Genomic DNA, 18,268 nt, shown 5'->3' with positions numbered 1-18,268 from the left:
ACTCCTATCCCCGCGGTTCGGAGGCCGCAACCTCCGCCGCGAGCAATCGCCGTAGACATCCCAGGCATTTGGAGCGTTCCGGGCCGAGACTGCCCTGTGAGATACCCAACTCCCCTGCGATTTCCCGGTAGGTCAGATCCTGCGGGGACAGCAGCGCCGCCATCAGACGGGGGCAGCGGCCGGGCAGGCGGCGCACGGCGGCGTGCAGTGCCCGGCGGCGGGCGGCCATCAGGGCCTGCTGCTCGGGATCGGGCCCGATGTCGTCGGCGGGCTCGGTGCCGTACGGCAGTTCGCGGCGAGCGGCGCGGCGCCCGCGGCGCGCCTCGGAACGGACGGCCCGGCGCAGCCAACCCTGCGGATCGACGAGGGGTCGGTCCACCTCCAGCCGCTCCAGGAACCGTAGCCACACCGCCTGTTCCAGGTCGTTCGACTCCATCCCGCACGCATATGCCTCCGCCGAGGCTTCGGCCGCGAGCAGCGGACACAGGGCCGCGAGCATCTCGTGGGTCATATGCGGCCTGACGCGGCCGCCCCGGCAATGGGTTGCCGGGGCGGCCGAAAGTCACCCGAATCGGGGTCTGTACGTCGGCGGTTGACCTCAGCGGCGCAGGAAGTCCTCGCGGGCGAGTACTCCGGTGTCGGCGTTGTCGGTGAAGACACCGTCGATACCGGTGGCGAAGTACGCCTTGAAGGCGCCGAAGACGTCCCCGTACGCCGCCGGGTCCGTGCCCTTCCGGAAGTTCGTCGGCAGGAACGTGTTCTCGTCGCGCATGGTGTACGGGGTCAGGATCAGGCCCGCGGCGTGCGCGTCGGCGACGAGGGTGGACGGCTTGGTGAGGTTGCCGTTCGCGTCCTTCGGAATGACCAGGTCGAGAGTCGGGCCGATGCCCTGCGCGTACGACGCGATCTCCTTGAGTCCCTTGGGCGTGACGAGGTCGGCGACCGTGCGCTGGTCGCCCGCCTCGACGAAGTCCCAGGGGCGGGTGTTCGCGGCGGACAGGAGCACCACGAGTGGGTTGCCGACGAGCTTGTTCAGACGCTGGATGCTGCTCGGCTCGAAGGACTGGATGAGGACCGGCGAGTTCTTCCTGTCCTTGCCGTGCCGGCGCAGGCTCTTGGCGAGCAACTGCTCGATGTCGAGGCCCTGTTTGCGGAAGTAGGTGGGGTGCTTGGTCTCGGGGTAGATCCACACCTGCTTGCCGCGCTTGCGGGTCTGCTCGTCCTGCCAGTGGAGCACCTCTTCGAAGGTGGGGATCTCCCAGCGGCCGTTGTAGATCGTGTTGTGCTGGCGGGTGGCGGGGATGCGCTCGATCGCGCGGAGGGTCTTCAGTTCGGCGAGGGTGAAGTCCTCGGTGAACCAGCCCGTGGTGGAGACGCCGTCCAGGACCTTGGTGGTCCTGCGGCCGGCGAACTCGGGGTGATCGGCGACGTCGGTGGTGCCGCCGATCTCCGGCTCGTGCCGGCACACGAGATGACCGTCCTTGGTGGGGACCAGGTCACCGGCCTCCACGATGTCGGCGCCGAGGTCGAGCGCCAGGTCGTAGGAGCCGAACGTGTGCTCCGGCCGGTATCCACTGGCCCCTCGGTGCCCGATGATCGCCGGCACGGGCAGGCTCTTGAGTCCGCCCTGCCGCGCGTCCGCCGTCGCGGTGCCGGGCAGTCCGAGGACCGCTCCGCCCGCGCCGAGCACCGCGGCCCCGAGCAGCGCCCGCCGGCCCGTCCCTCGTCCCTGCTCGTACGACTCCTGCGTCGCCATGAGTTCCTCCCGCCGCACCTGTCGAATCGGGTTGATCGTAGGTGCGTACGGGTGACCGCCGGGAGACGTACGCGGGAACGCGCGGCGGACGTGGTCCGTCCTACGGAATGCATGGGTGACGGCGCACGGGACACTCGGGGAGTGACGGCCCGTCATGGGCTGGGCGCGATGTCCGTCACAGCCGTCCGGCGGATGACGAACGTGCAACACGAGGTCGTCGCAGGTAAACACTCGTCAATGACATGTATCCACTCGGTGACCCGATGTGCGATCCGCCGGGGGCCACGAGTATCGTCCTCACCTGCACAGACTCATACCGAATCCCTTGACACCGGAGGGCCCGTTGTCCCGCTTCGTGCTCATCAAGGCAGTGCTCGGACCGATCATGCGCCTGATGTTCCGCCCACGGGTGGAGGGCGCGGAGCACATCCCGGCCGACGGTCCGGTCATCCTGGCCGGCAACCATCTGACGTTCATCGACTCGATCGTGCTGCCGGTGGTGACCAAGCGGCAGGTGTTCTTCATCGGCAAGGACGAGTACGTCACCGGCAAGGGCTTCAAGGGCCGGCTGATGGCCTGGTTCTTCACGGGCGTGGGCATGATCCCGGTGGACCGGGACGGCGCGAGCGGCGGCGTGGCCGCGCTGATGACCGGCCGCCGGGTGCTGGAGGAGGGCAAGATCTTCGGCATCTACCCGGAGGGCACCCGCTCCCCCGACGGGCGTCTGTACCGCGGCCGCACCGGCATCGCCCGCCTCACCCTGATGACCGGCGCCCCGGTCGTGCCGTTCGCGATGATCGGCACGGACAAGCTGCAGCCGGGCGGGCGCGGCATGCCGCGCCCGGGGCGGGTCACCGTTCGCTTCGGTGAGGCGATGGAGTTCTCCCGGTACGAGGGGATGGACCGCGACCGCTATGTGCTGCGCGCGGTGACCGACTCCGTGATGACGGAGGTCATGCGGTTGTCGGGGCAGGAGTACGTGGACATGTACGCGACCAAGGCGAAGGCCGCGTAGCACCTCCGGCGGGTTCGGCCGGTTGTCGGGTACGGGTCGTCCGTGATCGCCCACGCGGTTCCCCGCGCCCCTGCGGGGCGCACCGACCCCGATCACGAGACGCTCTCGAGCCTTTGGCCGCGCAGCAGGAACCACGACGCCACCGCCGTGGCCAGCAGGACCGCCGCGCCCGCGCCCGTGGCGAGGGTGAGGCCGTCGACGAAGGCCTCGCGGGCCGATGACACCAGGGCCTGGCCGGTGGCCGTCGGCATGGCCGAGGCCGCCTCGACCGCGCCGCCCAGGGATTCGTGCGCCGCGGCCGGGGTGCCCGCCGGGCCCCTGAAGCCCCGGTAGACGCCGGTCACGATCGAGCCGAGCAGGGCGATACCGAGGGCCGCGCCGAGTTCGTACGCCGTCTCGGAGACCGCGGAGGCGGCGCCCGCCTGTTCCTTGGGCACGCTGGAGAGGATCACGTCCGCGGTCACCGTGAACGACAGTCCCGCGCCGACACCCACGACCAGCAGCGCGGTCCCGATGAGCGGGTAGCCGGTGGACCGGTCGATCAGGGTGAGGGCCGCCAGCGCCAGTCCCACCGCGGCGAGCCCACCCGAGACCACCGCCCGCACCGAGAAGCGCCGGGCCGCCGCACCCGCGACCATGCCCGCCACCACCGCGCCGACGGCGGCGGGCAGTTCGGCGAGGCCCGCCTCGAACGGCCGTCGGCCCTGGACCAGTTGCAGGTACTGGGAGAGGAAGAAGACCAGCCCGGACATGCCGAGGACGGTCAGCAGGTCGGCGAGCACCGCACCGCTGAAGCCGCGGCGGCGGAACAGCCGCATGTCCAGCAGCGGTACCGGCAGCGTCAGCTGCCGGCGCACGAAGCCGTACAGCGCGGCGGCACCGAGGACACCGGTGGCCGCGGCCGACCAGGTGAATCCGTGAGCGGCCGCCTCCTTGACGGCGTACACGATGGCGACCATGCCGACGAGCGACAGGACGACGCTGATCAAATCCCACGGGCCGGGGTTCGGATTGCGCGACTCGGGCAGCGTCCTGACGCCGACCAGCACGAGGACCACCATGACGGGCAGGTTGATCAGGAAGACCGAGCCCCACCAGAAGTGTTCGAGCAGGAAGCCGCCGACGATGGGGCCGACCGCCGTGCCGGCCGAGGCGGTGGCGCCCCAGATGCCGACGGCGAGGCTGCGCTCGCGCGGGTCGAGGAAGAGATTGCGGATCAGGGCGAGCGTGGCGGGCATCAGGGTCGCGCCCGCGACACCGAGCAGCGCCCGCGCCAGGATCATCGTCTCCGGCGTCGACGCATAGGCGTTGAGGACGGATATCACGCCGAAGGCCGTGGCACCGCCGAGCAGGATCCGCTTGCGACCGATGCGGTCGCCGAGGCTGCCCATGGACACGAGCAGACCCGCGATGACGAACGAGTAGACGTCTCCGATCCACAGCAGCTGGGTGCCCGAGGGGTTCAGGTCCTCGCTGATGTAGGGGGTGGCGAGACCGAGGACGGTCGCGTCGACGGCCACCAGCAGCACAGCGAGCACCAGGACGCTCAGCGCGAGCCACCGGCCCGGACGCCTCTGTGCCCTCGCGAGCGCCGGCTGCAAGGTGCTGGTCATGATTCCTCTCTCCGTAGTGCGCCGCCGAGCAGCAGCTCGACGATCATGTGGGTGAAGTCCTTCGGAGCGACCCGGCCCTCCATCACGGCCCAGGCACCGGAGGCCAGCAGCCCGTACAGCGCCTCGGTGAGCCACGCCGGGGTGAGGTCGATACGGAACTCGCCGCTCGCCTGGCCGCGCCGGAACAGCGCGGCGACCCGGGCGTCGATCCGGGCCCAGCCCTCGTTCTGCTCCTCGCCCTCGAACAGCTGGTTCTCGGTGTAGAGGAAGGCCAGCAGACCTGCGGCTGGTTCGATCTCGCGCACCAGCCGGTGTACGGCGTCGCTCGCCGGGCCCTCGTCCAGGCGGGCCGCGTCCAGGGCGGCCTCGCACTCCTCGATACCGAGCGACTCCAGCGCCCGTACGAGCGCGTCACGTCCGGCGAAGTGGCGGTGCAGCGTGGCCCGGCTGATCCCGGCGGCCTTGGCGACCTCGTCCATGGTCGCGGTGGATCTGCGGGTCAGCAGGGCGGCTGCACTGCGCAGCACATGGTCACGATCGAGGGCCATGAGACAACGATACCCCATATGAGACATCATTGTCTCACCACAGGCATGCGTGACTCACAGCTGCTGGTCAGCAGGAGTGTGTCAGTGCCAGGGCAGCTGCCCGCGCCGCTCCCAGTAGGCAGCCGGCTCCTCGACGAGCGTCTCCAGGCGGGCCAGCTGATCCTCGTCGAGGTCGACGGCGGCGGCGTGCAGGTTCGAGGCGAGCTGGCCGGTGGTCGCCGCGCCGGACAGGACGACGCCGGCCCACGGCCGGCGCAGGATCGCGGCGAGGGCGATCGCGTCGCAGCCGAGGGACGTCTCCGCGGCCACGGCCTTGAGGGCCTCCGGCGCGTGCGGGTCCGCCAGCCGCCCGTTGGCCATGCCCTCCTTGACGATCACCGTGAGGCCGGCGTCGTGGGCCTCGGCGAGCGCGGGCGCCGCCGAGGTCTCCAGCAGGTTGTACGTGGACTGGACCGTACGGAACAGCGGCTCGCCGTCGACCGTCACGGCGAGCGCGGCGCGGATGGCGTCGGCCTGGGCCGGCCCGCTGGTCGAGAAGCCCATCGTGATGCCCTGCGCCGCGGCCTCGGCGAGCCTGGCATGGAGTTCCTTGTCGGTGAGGGCCGGGCTGTCGGGGGTCACCGAGTGGATCTGGTAGAGGTCGAGCCGGTCGCCGAGCAGGGCGGCGGTCTCGGCGCGCTGCCGCTCATAGGTGGCGACGCCGTGGTCCTTGACCTCGTGCCGCTCGGCCTCGGTGCTCCAGCCCGCGGTGTAGGTGTAGCCCCACTTGCTGCCGACGACGACGTCCGCGATGTCGGGGCGTGCGTTCAGCCAGTCGGCGAGGAACTCCTCGGAGCGCCCGTACGAGCGGGCCACGTCGACGTAGCGGACGCCCTGGGCGTAGGCGGCGTCCAGGAGTTCATGGGTGCGCTCGCGCAGGGCGTCGACGGTGCGCACCGGCGGGAGGTCTTGCTCACGGCCCAAGTTGATGTAACCGGGGCGGCCCACGGCGGCCAGGCCCAGGCCGATATGGCAGGTGGGAGTCGTCGCTGAGGCGAGGCGTGCGAAGGGCATCGCGGCTCCGTTCGGTCGGCTCCTTGCGGCTGCCGACCAACGTAACCCGCGATGCCCCCGGGATTCGCGACCTGTTACTTCTTCCGCTTCGCGGTGGCCCACGCGTGCTGCGCCGCCACGTCCGTCTTCACCTCGGCGAGCTGGACGGCGACCGCCGCGGGTGCCGTGCCGCCGCGGCCGTCGCGGGAGGCGAGGGCGCCGGGGACGTCGAGGACGAACCGCACCTCGGGGGTGAGATGGACGGAGATCTTGGCGAACTGCTCGTCCGTGAGCTGGTCCAGCTCCTTGCCCTCGGCCTCGGCGACCTTCACACACTCGCCGGCGACCTCGTGCGCGACGCGGAACGGCACGCCCTGCTTGACCAGCCACTCGGCGATGTCGGTGGCGAGCGAGAAGCCCGCTGGGGCCAGCTCCTCCATCCGCTCGCGGTGCACGGTCAGCGTGGCCATCATGCCGGTGAACGCCGGGAGCAGGACCTCCAGCTGATCGATCGAGTCGAAGACCGGTTCCTTGTCCTCCTGGAGGTCGCGGTTGTACGCGAGCGGCAGGGCCTTGAGCGTGGCCATCAGCCCCGTGAGGTTGCCGATGAGACGCCCGCTCTTGCCGCGCGCCAGCTCCGCGATGTCGGGGTTCTTCTTCTGCGGCATGATCGACGAGCCGGTGGAGAAGGCGTCGTGGAGCGTGACGAAGGAGAACTCCTTCGTGTTCCAGATGATGACCTCTTCCGCGACCCGGGAGAGGTCGACACCGATCATCGCGGTGATGAAGGCGAACTCGGCGACGAAGTCACGGGACGCCGTACCGTCGATGGAGTTGGCGGAGCTGCCGTGCTCGAAGCCGAGGTCCTGGGCGACCGCCTCCGGGTCGAGCCCGAGGCTGCTGCCCGCGAGCGCGCCCGAGCCGTACGGCGACACGGCCGTGCGCTCGTCCCACTGGCGCAGCCGCTCGGCGTCCCGGGACAGTGCCTGGACGTGCGCGAGGACGTGGTGCGCGAAGAGGACCGGCTGGGCGTGCTGCAGATGCGTACGACCGGGCATCGCCACGTCAGGGTGGGCCTCCGCCAGGCCGATCAGTGCGTCCTGGAGGTCGGCGATCAGGCCGCCGATGATGCGGGCGTGATCGCGCAGGTACATACGGAAGAGGGTCGCGACCTGGTCGTTGCGGGAGCGGCCCGCGCGGAGCTTGCCGCCGAGGTCGGGGCCGAGGCGTTCGAGCAGGCCGCGCTCCAGGGCGGTGTGGACGTCCTCGTCGGCGATGGTGCCGGTGAACTCGCCCGAGGCCACGTCCGCTTCGAGCCGGTCGAGCCCCGCGAGCATCCGGGTCAGCTCGTCGTCGGTGAGCAGCCCCGCCTTGTGCAGCACGCGCGCGTGGGCACGGGAACCGGCGATGTCGTAGGGCGCGAGCCGCCAGTCGAAGTGGACGGACGCGGACAGCTTCGCCAGGGCCTCGGCGGGACCGTCGGCGAAACGGCCGCCCCAGAGCCGTACGTCACCGCTGTTGCTGCTCACTTGCGTTGCTCCTCGGAGGTGTGGATGTGCCTCCGCCTCCCCACGGCAAGGGTGAGGAGGCGGCTGTCAGGCCAATGCGTGTGAGGTGCCCGGAGGCTGTCAGGCGAGGTCGCGCTGGGCAGCGATCTTCGACGAGAGGCTGTAGATGTCGATGAAGCCCTTGGCCGCGGACTGGTCGAAGGTGTCGCCGGTGTCGTAGGTCGCCAGGTTGAAGTCGTACAGCGATTCCTGGGAGCGCCGGCCGGTGACGACCGCGCGGCCGCCGTGCAGGGTCATCCGGATGTCTCCGGAGACGTGCTGGTTGGCTTCGTCGATGAAGCCGTCGAGGGCGCGCTTGAGCGGGGAGAACCACTGGCCGTCGTAGACCAGCTCGCCCCAGCGCTGCTCGACCTGCCGCTTGTAGCGGGCGAGTTCGCGCTCGACGGTGACGTTCTCCAGCTCCTGGTGGGCGGTGATCAGGGCGATCGCGCCCGGAGCCTCGTACACCTCGCGGGACTTGATGCCCACCAGCCGGTCCTCGACCATGTCGATCCGGCCGATGCCCTGGGCGCCGGCGCGCTCATTGAGCTGCTGGATGGCCTGCAGGACGCTGACGGGCTTGCCGTCGATGGCGACCGGGACGCCCTCCTTGAAGGTGATGACCACCTCGTCGGCGTCGCGGGGCTCGGCCGGGTTGGAGGTGTACTCGTAGATGTCCTCGATCGGGGCGTTCCAGATGTCCTCCAGGAAGCCGGTCTCGATGGCCCGGCCGAAGACGTTCTGGTCGATGGAGTACGGCGACTTCTTGGTGGTCGCGATCGGCAGGCCCTTCGCCTCGCAGAAGGCGATCGCCTTGTCGCGGGTCATGGCGTAGTCGCGGACCGGGGCGATGCACTTGAGGTCGGGGGCGAGGGCGACGATGCCGGCCTCGAACCGGACCTGGTCGTTGCCCTTGCCGGTGCAGCCGTGGGCGACCGTGGTGGCGCCGTGCTTCTTGGCGGCGGCGACGAGGTGCTTGACGATCGTCGGCCGGGAGAGGGCGGAGACCAGCGGGTAGCGGTCCATGTAGAGGGCGTTGGACTTGATCGCCGGGAGGCAGTACTCGTCGGCGAACTCGTCCTTGGCATCGGCGACCTCGGCCTCGACGGCACCGCAGGCGAGCGCGCGCTTGCGGATGACGTCCAGGTCCTCGCCGCCCTGGCCGACGTCCACGGCAACGGCGATGACCTCGGCGCCCGTCTCCTCGGCGATCCAGCCGATGGCGACGGAGGTGTCCAGACCGCCGGAGTAGGCGAGTACGACGCGCTCGGTCACGGGTTTCTCCCTCACAGTGCATTCGCTGACATGCATGAGTATGCAGGAGTCTGCATGGTTCGTCAATCCACGACGGTGTGGCGTGGCGGCGGCGACGATCGCGTGCCGGCCGGGTCCGCGATGGACTCCACGGGGACACCCCGACACACCCGGCCCCCGCAATTCCTTAGACAGACGAAAGACTCTCTTCGATAATCCTCGGACATGGGAAAGACCTATGAGCGCATCGACGGCAGACTCCGCGCCTTCATCGAGGAACAGCCCCTGTTCTTCACCGCGACCGCTCCGCTGGCGGCCGAGGGGACGGTCAACCTCTCCCCCAAGGGCCTCAGGGGCTCCTTGGCGGTGATCGACGAACACACCGTCGCCTATCTCGACTTCGCCGGGTCCAACGCGGAGACCATCGCGCACCTGCGGGAGAACGGCCGGATCACCCTGATGTGGTGCGCGTTCCAGGGGCCGCCGAACATCGTGCGGGTGCACGGGCACGGGGAGCCGGTCTTCCGCGACGACCCGCGCTTCAGGGAACTCCTCACCCGGTTCGCGGACATCGACCCGATCCCGCACGGCCTGCGCGCGATCATCGTCGTGACGGCCGAACTGGTCCGTGACACGTGCGGGTACGCGGTGCCCTTCATGGCATACGAAGAGGACCGCGATCTGCACGCAAGGCGGTTCGCACGCGAGGACGACGCCTCCCTCGACGCATACTTCCGGGGGAAACCGCACATCGAAGCCAGCCTGGACGGCCTGCCGGGGCTGCCGTTGCCACTGCCGCCCTCTACCTTCTGAGCCATGCGCCCCGGTGTCGTCGCCCTCGCCTCCATGTCCCTCCTCGTGTTCGGCGCCGCGCCGGGTACCGCCGGGGAGGCCCCGCTTCCGGAGCGGATGGCGGACACCGGCGGTGGCAGCCAGTTGATCACCGCGGAGGCGCGCCGCCCGGATGCGACGTCCGGAACGGTGACGTGGTGGGACCGGCGCGACGGGCACTGGTCCAGGACCGGTTCCGCGTCGGCCCGCTTCGGGGCGAACGGGCTCGCGGAGGGCACCTCGCGCGAGCAGGGCACGAACACCACGCCCACCGGGCTGTACGACCTGCCCTACGCGTTCGGGATCAAGGCCGCGCCCGGGGGTACCAAGGCGGCGTACCGCCGGGTGCACCAGAACTCGTGGTGGTGCCAGGACACTGGCTCCGCCTCCTACAACCGCTGGGTGGAGCCCCTCCCGGGCGACTGCCGCGCATCCGAGTCGGAGCATCTGATCTCGTACGACCCGCAGTACGGCTATGCCTTCGTCATCGGGTTCAACTACCGGCAGCCGGTGCGTGGCCGCGGCGCCGGCATCTTCCTGCACGTCGACGGCAAGGGGGCGACGGCGGGGTGTGTGTCGGTGCCGGGGGATGCGATGCGAAGGATCCTCACGTGGGCGGATCCTTCGCGCCGGCCGCACATCGCGATCGGGACGGCGAGCGGGACGACTGCGATCACTCGGTACTAGAACTAGGGCGCCGGGAGTCGGACCGTGAAGGTCGTCGTGCCCGGGCGGCTCTCCAGCCGCACGCTCCCCCCGTGCGCCTCCGTCACCGCGGCCACGATCGACAGGCCCAGACCGGCGCCGCCGCCCCGGTTGTCCGGGCGGCGGCGGTGGTCGGCCCGGGTGAAGCGTTCGAAGACGCCCGGCTGGATGTCGTCGGGGACTCCCGGGCCGTCGTCATGGACCGTGAGGACGGCCGTCGTGCGGTCGGTCTCCAGCGAGACGGTCACCTTGGTGCCCACGGGGGTGTGCAGACGCGCGTTGGCCAGCAGGTTGGCCAGCACCTGGTGGAGGCGGTGCTCGTCGCCGGTCACGGTCACCGGCTCCTCGGGCAGCTCCAGGGTCCAGCCGTGCTCGGGACCGGACGCGCGCGCGTCCGTCACCGCGTCCAGCACCAGCCGGGTGAGGTCGACGGGGCGGCGCTCCAGGGGACGGCCGGCGTCCAGCCGGGCCAGCAGCAACAGGTCGTCCACCATCTCCCCCATGCGCGCCGACTCAGCGGTGATCCGCTCCAGGGCACGGGTCACCTGCGCCGGGACCGGCCCTGGGTGCAGCAGTGCCAGCTCGGCGTGGCCGCGCACCGACGCGACCGGCGTGCGCAGCTCATGGCTGGCGTCGGCGGCGAAGCTGCGCAGCCGTTCCTCGCCGGCGTGCCGCTTGGTCAGCGCGTCCTCGACATGGCCGAGCATGCGGTTGAAGGCGGTGGCGACCCGGCCCACCTCGCTGCGCGGATCGCTCTCGGGTGCGCGCGGCGGGAGCGCGACCTCGCCGCTGGCGAGCGGAAGTTCACTGACCCGGGTTGCGGTGGCGGCCACCCGGCTGAGCGGGCGCAGGGACCAGCGCACCCAGACGGCGCCCGCGACGCCGGTGACCGCGAGGGCCGCGCCGAAGACGATCGCGGCGACCAGTTCCAGGCGGTGCACCGTGGCCTGGACCGGTTCCAGCGGCAGTCCGGTGATCAGGACGTCGCCGTCCCTGCCCGGCCACGCCGTCAGCCGGTAGTCGTGCAGGGCGGACAGACAGACCGTGTGGCCCTTCCCGTCCACCGGGACCGCGGCCAGGGCCCTGCGGTCGGCTGCGGTCAGCGTGATGCCGAGATCGGCGGTGGAGCCGGTGGGGACCACGGCCGCCTGGGTGACCGTGCCGTGCAGCAGACGGGCGCCGAAGGTCTCGGCGGCCTGGCGGCGGGTGTCGCCGTGCTCGTCGCCGTCGCGGTCCGACGGCTTGGCCGTGCCGTGTTCCAGGCTCTGCGGGAAGCTCGTGCCCGTCGTCTGCAGCTGCTGGTCGAGGCGGCGGGTGAGGAAGCCGTCCAGTTCGAGGACCGCGGCCACGCCGACGGCCGCGCAGCTGATCGCCAGCAGCACCACGAGGCCGGCGATGAGCCGGCCACGGAGCGTGCGCGGCCGGGGCAGGCGCCGCACCCACCGCACCGCTCGCCCGGGCGCCCGACTCACCGGACCACCGGCTTGAGCACGTACCCGGCCCCGCGCACCGTGTGGATCATGGGCTCGCGGCCCGCGTCCACCTTCTTGCGCAGGTACGAGATGTACAGCTCGACGACATGGGCCTGGCCGCCGAAGTCGTAGGACCACACGCGGTCGAGGATCTGTGCCTTGCTGAGCACGCGCCGCGGGTTGCGCATCAGGAAGCGCAGCAGCTCGAACTCGGTGGGCGACAGCTCGATCAGTTCCCCGGCCCGGGTCACCTCACGGGCCTCCTCGTTCATGACCAGGTCCCCGACGGTCATCCGGGGGCCCTCCTCCAGCTGCCGGGCCATGCCGGCGCGGCGCAGCAGCCCGCGCAGCCGGGCGATGACCTCCTCCAGACTGAACGGCTTGGTGACGTAGTCGTCGCCGCCCGCGGTGATCCCGGCGATACGGTCCTCGACGGCGTCGCGCGCGGTGAGGAAGAGCACACACACGCCCGGCTGGACGCTGTGCAGCGAGCGCAGCACCTGGAAGCCGTCGGTGTCCGGAAGCATCACGTCCAGGACGACGGCGTCGGGCATCAGATCGCGGGCCTCCGCGACGGCAGCGGCGCCGTCGCCGGCCGTGCGCACGTCCCAGCCCTCGTAGCGCAGGGCCCCGGAGAGCACCTCGGCGAGATCCGGGTCGTCGTCGACGACGAGGACGCGCAGGGGTGTGCCGTCGGGGCGGGTGAGGGCGGGGCGGCCGGAGCGGGATGTCTTCATCGCGCTTACCAGGATCCCCCCTGCCGAGGGCGGCCGAGGACCCCGGAGCCTCTGAGTTCCCTATGAGTGCCGGGGCCCCCGCGCCGGAAGTTCCCTGCCCAGGGCCCCCTGCCCCGTTCCCTTCAGAGCAGGCTCAGAGGTTGCGCCTGCACAGTTGCGTCCCCGACGGCCGAAAGGAACGGACCATGACCACGGTGTACCAGCAGCAGGCGCCGCCCCTGCCGCCGATCGTCAGGCGCTCTCCGGCGGTCCCGCTGCTGGCCCTCCTGTGGGCGGGGGCGGCCGCAGTGGTGGCCCTGTGGTGGCAGGACACCGGCTCCGTGGTGGGCACGGCCGGCTGGCTGACCGGGGCCGGGCGGATCGCAGGACTGCTGTGCGGATACGCCTGCGCCATGCTGGTGGGGCTGATGGCCCGCGTGCCGCTCCTGGAGCGGCGGATCGGCTCGGACCGGGTGGCCCGCTGGCACGCGATGGCGGGGCGGTACACGGTCTGCCTGCTGGTGGCGCACATCGTCCTGATCCTGTCCGGGTACGCCGCCCAGGACCGGGCCTCGCTCGTGCGCGAGACGCTCACCGTGGTCCTCGACTACCCGGAGATGCTCAAGGCCACCCTCGGCACCCTCATCCTGTTCGCCGTCGGAATCACCTCGGCGCGTGCGGTCCGCCGCAGGATCAGCCACGAGTTCTGGTACTACGTCCACCTCCTCACCTACGCCGCGGTCTTCCTCGCCTTCGGCCACCAGCTCGCGCTGGGCGCCGAGTTCACCGGGAACGCGGTGGCGCAGGCCGCGTGGTACGCGCTGTACCTGGGCGTCGCCGCCCTGGTGATGTGGTTCCGCGTCCTCAGCCCGGTGCGGCTGAACCTGCGCCACCGGCTGCGGGTGGAGTCGGTCCAGCGGGAGGCGCCGGGCGTGTGGTCCGTCGTCATACGCGGCCGGCACCTTGAGGAACTCGGCGCCGAACCGGGGCAGTTCTTCCGCTGGCGGTTCCGCACCGACGGTCTGCGCTGGACGTCCACGCCGTACTCCCTGTCGGCGCCGCCCCGCGGCAACCGGCTGCGCATCACCGCCAAGGCGCTCGGCGACCACAGCGCATCGGTGGCGACGCTGCGACCCGGCACCCGGGTGTGGGCGGAGGGCCCCTACGGGTCGCTGACCGCCGACCGGCAGACCACGGACAAGGCACTGCTGATCGCGGGCGGCGTCGGAGTCACCCCGCTGCGCGCCCTGTTCGAGACACTGCCGGGTGAGGTGACGCTGCTGTACCGGGCGCGCTCGCCCGAGGACCTGGCGCTGGGCGGCGAACTGGAGGCCATAGCGCGTTGGCGGGGCGCCCGGGTGATGTACCTGCTCAACGGTGAGGACGGCTCACGCCCGCGCGTCACACCCGGCCGGCTGCATGCCGCCGTACCCGAACTCGTCGACCACGACGTCTATCTGTGCGGTCCGCCCGGCTTCGCCGAGGACATGTACGAGGCGCTGCGCGCGGCCGGGGTCCCCGACCGCCGTATCCACCACGAGTCGTTCGAGCTGTGAGGCCGTCGTGCACGCGTTGAAGAGGAAGAGCCCGCTGCGGCGGATCGTGCTGGCGAGCGCCGCGACCGTCTCCGGGATGGTGCTGCTGCTGTCGATGAAGCCCCACTCCACGCCGGGCGTCGCCGTGGCCGCGCCCTCGCCCGCCGCGTCGAGCGGTGCGAGCGCGTCGGCCGGATCCGGTGGGACCGGCGCGAGCGCGTCGGGCGGTCCGGGCACGACGAAGGCCACGAAGACCGTCACCGGTGAATCGGTCCAGACCCGTTACGGTCCCGTCCAGGTCCGGATCACGCTGAGGAACGGCAAGCTCACCGACGTCACGGCGGTGACCTATCCCCAGGACAACCCGAGGGACCAGGAGATCAACAGCTACGCCGTTCCGCAGCTGACCCGGGAGGCGATGGCCGCGCAGAGCGCGAGCATCGACACCGTCTCCGGCGCCACCTACACGAGCGATGGTTACCGCCAGTCACTCCAGTCGGCGCTGGACTCCGCGAGCCGTTGAACGCATGGGCGCCGCGCCACGTACCACTGGGCCAAGGGGGCCGCTGGCCTCACCCGTCCCACGGAGGACCACGGAGGAGACCGTGTCCACGATCGCCGGTGGCCGCGCCGCGCGGCGCCAGACGATGCGCCGCATTCGCCCACGCCGCTCCCCCGCCGTCCCGCTGGTGGTCGCCCTCTGGGCGGGCGCGGCGGGCGTCATCTGGCTGTGGTGGACGAACACCCCGTCCATCGCCGACAACAACACCAGGATCCTCAACGCGGGGCGGATCACCGGTCTGCTCGCCGGCTATCTGATGGCGCTGGTGGTGCTGCAGATGGCCCGGGTGCCCGCGCTGGAGCGCCGGGTCGGCTCCGACCGGGTCGCGCGCTGGCACGCGATGACCGGCCGGTACACCATCTGCCTGGTCCTCGCCCATCTCTTCCTGACCATGTGGGCCTACGCCCTGCAGTCCGGCAAGGGGCTCGGCGGGATCGTCCAGCAGACCATCGACTCCGTCAACCAGCTGCCGGACGTCGGCAAGGCGGCCATCGGCACGGGTCTGCTGGTGCTCATCGGCCTGATCTCGATCGGCCCGATCCGCCGCCGGATCCCTTATGACCTCTGGTACCACGTCCATCTGCTCACCTACGCGGCCACGTACCTGTCGTTCTGGCACCAGCTGTCGACCGGCAACGAGTTCGCCGGGCAGCCGGAGGCGAAGACCGCCTGGTACGCGCTGTACGGGTCGGTGACCGCGCTGGTGATCTGGTACCGGATCCTGACGCCGATCCGGCTGAACATGCGCCACCGGCTGCGGGTCGAGGCGGTCATCGAGGAGACGCCCGGGATCGTCTCGGTGCTGATGACCGGCCGGAAGCTGCACCGGATGGGTGCGGAGGCCGGTCAGTTCTTCCGCTGGCGGTTCCTGGCGCCCGGTATGCGCTTCAGCTCGCACCCGTACTCGCTCTCGGCGGCGCCCCGCCCCAACATGCTGCGCATCACGGTGAAGGCGATCGGCGACCACAGCTCGGCGCTGCGGGACCTGGAGCCCGGCACCCGGGTGTGGGCGGAGGGCCCCTACGGGGCGCTGACCGCGGACCGGCGCAGCCGCGGCAAGGTGCTGCTGGTGGCCGGTGGGGTCGGTATCACGCCGATGCGGGCGCTGTTCGAGACGCTGCCCGGGGCCGCCGGCGATCTGACGCTGCTGTACCGGGCCAACACCACCCAGGACCTGGCCCTGTGGGACGAGCTGGCCCAGATCGCCGAGGAGCGCGGCGCCCGGCTCATGTACGCGGTCAACAGCCCCGACGGGGAGCGCCCGGACATCTCCGCGGACACTCTGCGCCGCAAGCTGCCGGACATCGACGAGCACGACGTCTTCATGTGCGGGCCGCCCGGCTTCGCGCAGCAGGTGTACGAAGCACTGCGCGGTGCGGGGGTCCCCGCCCGCCGCATCCATCACGAGTCGTTCGAGATGTGAGCGACGGGAATCAGGAGCTCAGGAACGATGAGGAAGAGCCACCCCATCCGGCGCGTCGTGCTCGCCGGCGCCGCCACCGTGTCCGGGATCGTGCTGCTGCTCTCGCTGAAGCCGGCGTCCGGTCCGGCCTCCGCGCAGGCGGCGGGCGGAGCGGCACCGCAGCAGACCGCGGCCGCCCAGGAGGCACCGCAGGGCGGCAGCTCGCGGCAGGCGGGCACGCGGACGGTCACCGGTGACGTGGCGCAGACGCAGTACGGCAACGTCCAGGTGCGCCTCACCGTCAGCGGCGGGAAGATCACCAAGGCCGAGGCCGTCCAGGCCCCCAAGGGCGGCCTCAGCGACCAGAAGACCGCCATCTCCGTCCCCAAACTCAACCAGGAGGCCGTCGCCGCACAGAGCGCGCAGATCGACGCGGTCTCGGGCGCCACGTACACGAGCGGCGGATACAGGAAGTCGTTGCAGTCGGCGCTCGACAAGGCGAAGGCCACCTCCGCGGGCAGCGGCTCGTCGGGGTCCGCCGGCGGCAAGGCGTCGTCCGGCTCGTCGGGGTCGTCGGGCTCGTCGGGGTCGTCCGGCTCGTCGGGGTCGTCGGCACAGGCCCGTACGGTGACGGGTAACGTGGCGCAGACCCAGTACGGCAATGTCCAGGTGCGCCTGACCCTCAGCGGCGGGAAGATCACCAAGGCCGAGGCCGTCCAGGCACCCAAGGGCGGCCTCAGCGACCAGAAGACCGCCATCTCCGTCCCCAAACTCAATCAGGAGGCGGTGAGCGCACAGAGTGCGAACATCGACGCGGTTTCCGGTGCGACCTATACCAGCACCGGATACAAGCAGTCCCTGCAGTCGGCCCTGGACAAGGCCGGTGGCTGAGTGGTCGATCAGGTGACGGACCCCGCCGGGGCACCGCCCGCGCTGCGCCACGCGGAGGAGGTGATGGGCACCGTCGTCTCCTTCGACGTGCGCGGCGGCGATTGCGAGGCCGTGCGGACCGCGCTCGGGGAGGCGATCGCCGGGCTGCACCGGGTGGACGAGGTGTTCAGCACCTACCGGGAGCGGAGCCAGATGTCACGGCTCGCCCGCGGCGAGGTCACGGTCGAGGACTGCGACCCGGAAGTGGCCGAGGTGCTCGCTCTGGGCGCCGAGGCGGAGCGGCTCAGCGACGGCTGGTTCAGCACGCGGTACGAGGGGGTCATCGATCCGACCGGGATCGTCAAGGGCTGGGCGGTCGAACGGGCGGCCCGGCATCTGGCGGCGGCCGGGGTGAGCGGGGTGAGCGTCAACGGCGGCGGGGACGTGCAGGTGTACGGCGTGCCCGGGCCGCACCGCCCCTGGCGGGTCGGCGTGTCGGATCCGTTACGGCCCGGTGGGCTGGCGGCGGTGGTCTCCGCCGCGGGCGCCGACGAACTGGCCGTGGCCACCTCCGGCACGGCGGAGCGGGGCGCGCACATCGTGGACCCGCGCACCGGCCGTTCCGCAGTCACCGACCTGGTGGCCGTGACCGTGGTGGCCCCACGGCTGACCTGGGCCGACTGCTGGGCGACCGCCGCGTTCGCGATGGGGTCGCGGGAGGGCCTGGCCTGGCTGGAGTCCCTGCCGGACGTGGAGGCGCTGCTGATCACGGCGGGCGACGAGGTGCGCTGCACGGGAGGACTGGCGGCGCGGCTGGGATGACTGCGCGCGGGTCGGCGCCCCGGTTCCGGTACGACGGCCCCGTACGTCTCAGTTCCCGTTCTGCGCCAGCCGCAGCAGGTGGTCGGCGAGCGCTTGGCCGCCGTCCGGATCCCGGCTGATCAGCAGCAGCGTGTCGTCACCCGCGATGGTGCCGAGGATGTCCTGCAGTTCCGCCTGGTCGATGGCCGAGGCCAGGAACTGGGCCGCGCCTGGCGGGGTACGCAGGACCACGAGGTTGGCGGAGGCCTCCGCGGAGATCAGCAGCTCCTGGGACAGCCGCCGCATTCGCTCCTCCTTGGCCGACTCGCCGAGCGGTGCGCGCGGGGTGCGGAAGCCGCCCTCGCTCGGAACCGCGTAGATGAGGTCACCGTCGGTGTTGCGGATCTTCACCGCGTTCAGCTCGTCCAGGTCCCGGGAGAGCGTCGCCTGGGTGACGGTCAGCCCGTCGTCGGCGAGGAGTTTCGCCAACTGGCTCTGTGAGCGCACCGGTTGCCGGTTGAGGATGTCCACGATCCGGCGGTGGCGTGCGGTGCGGGTCTGCGGCACGGAGGGCCCCGCGTGCTCGTGGTCCTGTGCCTGACTCATCGT

Annotated in this window: 18 protein-coding genes; 8 read left to right on the top strand and 10 right to left on the bottom strand. The window is 71.2% G+C overall.

Annotation, left to right across the window (positions count from 1 at the left end; all coding sequences use genetic code 11):
* Positions 1-4: 4 nt before the first annotated feature.
* Positions 5-511, bottom strand: a complete 507-nt coding sequence (locus tag ASC56_RS19895) for an RNA polymerase sigma factor (protein WP_055492814.1) — start codon at positions 509-511, stop codon at positions 5-7.
* An 87-nt stretch (positions 512-598) separates the two neighbouring features.
* Positions 599-1,756 carry a glycerophosphodiester phosphodiesterase gene (locus tag ASC56_RS19890; RefSeq protein ID WP_055492813.1) on the bottom strand — a complete coding sequence of 386 codons (1,158 nt, stop codon included), beginning with the start codon at positions 1,754-1,756 and terminating at the stop codon, positions 599-601.
* 325 nt (positions 1,757-2,081) lie between these two features.
* Here ASC56_RS19890 and ASC56_RS19885 point away from each other — a divergent pair, with 325 nt between their 5' ends.
* Positions 2,082-2,771: a 1-acyl-sn-glycerol-3-phosphate acyltransferase gene (locus tag ASC56_RS19885; RefSeq protein WP_079102608.1), complete on the top strand. Its 690-nt coding sequence runs from the start codon at positions 2,082-2,084 to the stop codon at positions 2,769-2,771.
* A gap of 92 nt (positions 2,772-2,863) precedes the next feature.
* Here ASC56_RS19885 and ASC56_RS19880 read toward each other — a convergent pair whose 3' ends face one another.
* From ASC56_RS19880 to ASC56_RS19860, 5 genes are all read right to left on the bottom strand, one after another.
* Positions 2,864-4,384 (bottom strand): MFS transporter, encoded by a 1,521-nt coding sequence (locus tag ASC56_RS19880; protein WP_055492811.1) that lies wholly within the window; start codon positions 4,382-4,384, stop codon positions 2,864-2,866.
* Positions 4,381-4,932: a TetR/AcrR family transcriptional regulator gene (locus ASC56_RS19875; RefSeq protein WP_234377000.1), complete on the bottom strand. Its 552-nt coding sequence runs from the start codon at positions 4,930-4,932 to the stop codon at positions 4,381-4,383. Before ASC56_RS19875 ends, ASC56_RS19880 begins: the two co-directional genes overlap by 4 nt.
* Positions 4,933-5,013: 81 nt before the next feature.
* Positions 5,014-5,985, bottom strand: coding sequence for an aldo/keto reductase (locus ASC56_RS19870; RefSeq protein ID WP_055492809.1), 972 nt, complete (start codon positions 5,983-5,985; stop codon positions 5,014-5,016).
* A gap of 74 nt (positions 5,986-6,059) precedes the next feature.
* On the bottom strand, positions 6,060-7,493 hold the full coding sequence (gene argH / locus ASC56_RS19865; protein ID WP_055492808.1) for an argininosuccinate lyase: 1,434 nt from the start codon (positions 7,491-7,493) through the stop codon (positions 6,060-6,062).
* A gap of 99 nt (positions 7,494-7,592) precedes the next feature.
* Entirely contained in the window at positions 7,593-8,786 is a 1,194-nt protein-coding gene (locus ASC56_RS19860) for an argininosuccinate synthase (protein WP_107309297.1), read from the bottom strand.
* Between the two features lie 204 nt (positions 8,787-8,990).
* Between ASC56_RS19860 and ASC56_RS19855 the strand changes: the two genes are divergently transcribed.
* A complete protein-coding gene (locus ASC56_RS19855) occupies positions 8,991-9,578 on the top strand; it encodes a pyridoxamine 5'-phosphate oxidase family protein (protein WP_055492806.1) in 588 nt (195 codons plus the stop codon).
* A gap of 3 nt (positions 9,579-9,581) precedes the next feature.
* Positions 9,582-10,283, top strand: coding sequence for a L,D-transpeptidase (locus tag ASC56_RS19850; RefSeq protein ID WP_055492805.1), 702 nt, complete (start codon positions 9,582-9,584; stop codon positions 10,281-10,283).
* Positions 10,284-10,285: 2 nt separating this feature from the next.
* On the opposite strand, the gene ASC56_RS19845 is transcribed toward ASC56_RS19850, so the two are convergent.
* Positions 10,286-11,740 (bottom strand): cell wall metabolism sensor histidine kinase WalK, encoded by a 1,455-nt coding sequence (locus ASC56_RS19845; protein ID WP_055493006.1) that lies wholly within the window; start codon positions 11,738-11,740, stop codon positions 10,286-10,288.
* A 29-nt stretch (positions 11,741-11,769) separates the two neighbouring features.
* Positions 11,770-12,510 (bottom strand): response regulator transcription factor, encoded by a 741-nt coding sequence (locus tag ASC56_RS19840; RefSeq protein ID WP_055492804.1) that lies wholly within the window; start codon positions 12,508-12,510, stop codon positions 11,770-11,772.
* 185 nt (positions 12,511-12,695) lie between these two features.
* Here ASC56_RS19840 and ASC56_RS19835 point away from each other — a divergent pair, with 185 nt between their 5' ends.
* The 5 genes from ASC56_RS19835 (at position 12,696) to ASC56_RS19815 (ending at position 17,680) form a co-directional block, all read left to right on the top strand.
* Complete coding sequence (locus tag ASC56_RS19835) at positions 12,696-14,045, top strand: ferric reductase-like transmembrane domain-containing protein (protein WP_055492803.1); 1,350 nt, start codon at positions 12,696-12,698, stop codon at positions 14,043-14,045.
* Positions 14,046-14,052: 7 nt separating this feature from the next.
* The gene (locus tag ASC56_RS19830; RefSeq protein ID WP_055492802.1) at positions 14,053-14,547 is read left to right on the top strand and encodes an FMN-binding protein; all 495 of its coding nucleotides are present in this window, start codon (positions 14,053-14,055) and stop codon (positions 14,545-14,547) included.
* Positions 14,548-14,671: 124 nt separating this feature from the next.
* On the top strand, positions 14,672-16,009 hold the full coding sequence (locus ASC56_RS19825; RefSeq protein WP_055493005.1) for a ferric reductase-like transmembrane domain-containing protein: 1,338 nt from the start codon (positions 14,672-14,674) through the stop codon (positions 16,007-16,009).
* 27 nt (positions 16,010-16,036) lie between these two features.
* Positions 16,037-16,879 (top strand): FMN-binding protein, encoded by an 843-nt coding sequence (locus tag ASC56_RS19820; RefSeq protein ID WP_199836029.1) that lies wholly within the window; start codon positions 16,037-16,039, stop codon positions 16,877-16,879.
* 12 nt (positions 16,880-16,891) lie between these two features.
* Entirely contained in the window at positions 16,892-17,680 is a 789-nt protein-coding gene (locus tag ASC56_RS19815) for an FAD:protein FMN transferase (RefSeq protein WP_055493003.1), read from the top strand.
* Positions 17,681-17,728: 48 nt separating this feature from the next.
* Here the strand turns inward: ASC56_RS19815 and ASC56_RS19810 are convergent, their stop codons facing one another.
* On the bottom strand, positions 17,729-18,265 hold the full coding sequence (locus tag ASC56_RS19810; RefSeq protein ID WP_055492801.1) for an arginine repressor: 537 nt from the start codon (positions 18,263-18,265) through the stop codon (positions 17,729-17,731).
* Positions 18,266-18,268 lie beyond the last annotated feature (3 nt).

The organism is Streptomyces sp. TP-A0356, from assembly GCF_001417775.1.
GTDB lineage: Bacteria > Actinomycetota > Actinomycetes > Streptomycetales > Streptomycetaceae > Streptomyces.
The sequence above is the reverse complement of the archived record's forward strand: the minus strand, read 5'-3'. Positions and strand labels throughout refer to the sequence as shown.

Excerpts from the sequence above, each read along its gene's own strand:
- ASC56_RS19895 (WP_055492814.1), bottom strand. The coding sequence starts at position 511 with ATGACCCACGAGATGCTCGCGGCCCTGTGTCCGCTGCTCGCGGCCGAA.
- ASC56_RS19890 (WP_055492813.1), bottom strand. The coding sequence starts at position 1,756 with ATGGCGACGCAGGAGTCGTACGAGCAGGGACGAGGGACGGGCCGGCGG.
- ASC56_RS19880 (WP_055492811.1), bottom strand. The coding sequence starts at position 4,384 with ATGACCAGCACCTTGCAGCCGGCGCTCGCGAGGGCACAGAGGCGTCCG.
- ASC56_RS19875 (WP_234377000.1), bottom strand. The coding sequence starts at position 4,932 with ATGGCCCTCGATCGTGACCATGTGCTGCGCAGTGCAGCCGCCCTGCTG.
- ASC56_RS19870 (WP_055492809.1), bottom strand. The coding sequence starts at position 5,985 with ATGCCCTTCGCACGCCTCGCCTCAGCGACGACTCCCACCTGCCATATC.
- ASC56_RS19855 (WP_055492806.1), top strand. The coding sequence starts at position 8,991 with ATGGGAAAGACCTATGAGCGCATCGACGGCAGACTCCGCGCCTTCATC.
- ASC56_RS19850 (WP_055492805.1), top strand. The coding sequence starts at position 9,582 with ATGCGCCCCGGTGTCGTCGCCCTCGCCTCCATGTCCCTCCTCGTGTTC.
- ASC56_RS19840 (WP_055492804.1), bottom strand. The coding sequence starts at position 12,510 with ATGAAGACATCCCGCTCCGGCCGCCCCGCCCTCACCCGCCCCGACGGC.
- ASC56_RS19835 (WP_055492803.1), top strand. The coding sequence starts at position 12,696 with ATGACCACGGTGTACCAGCAGCAGGCGCCGCCCCTGCCGCCGATCGTC.
- ASC56_RS19825 (WP_055493005.1), top strand. The coding sequence starts at position 14,672 with ATGCGCCGCATTCGCCCACGCCGCTCCCCCGCCGTCCCGCTGGTGGTC.
- ASC56_RS19820 (WP_199836029.1), top strand. The coding sequence starts at position 16,037 with ATGAGGAAGAGCCACCCCATCCGGCGCGTCGTGCTCGCCGGCGCCGCC.
- ASC56_RS19810 (WP_055492801.1), bottom strand. The coding sequence starts at position 18,265 with ATGAGTCAGGCACAGGACCACGAGCACGCGGGGCCCTCCGTGCCGCAG.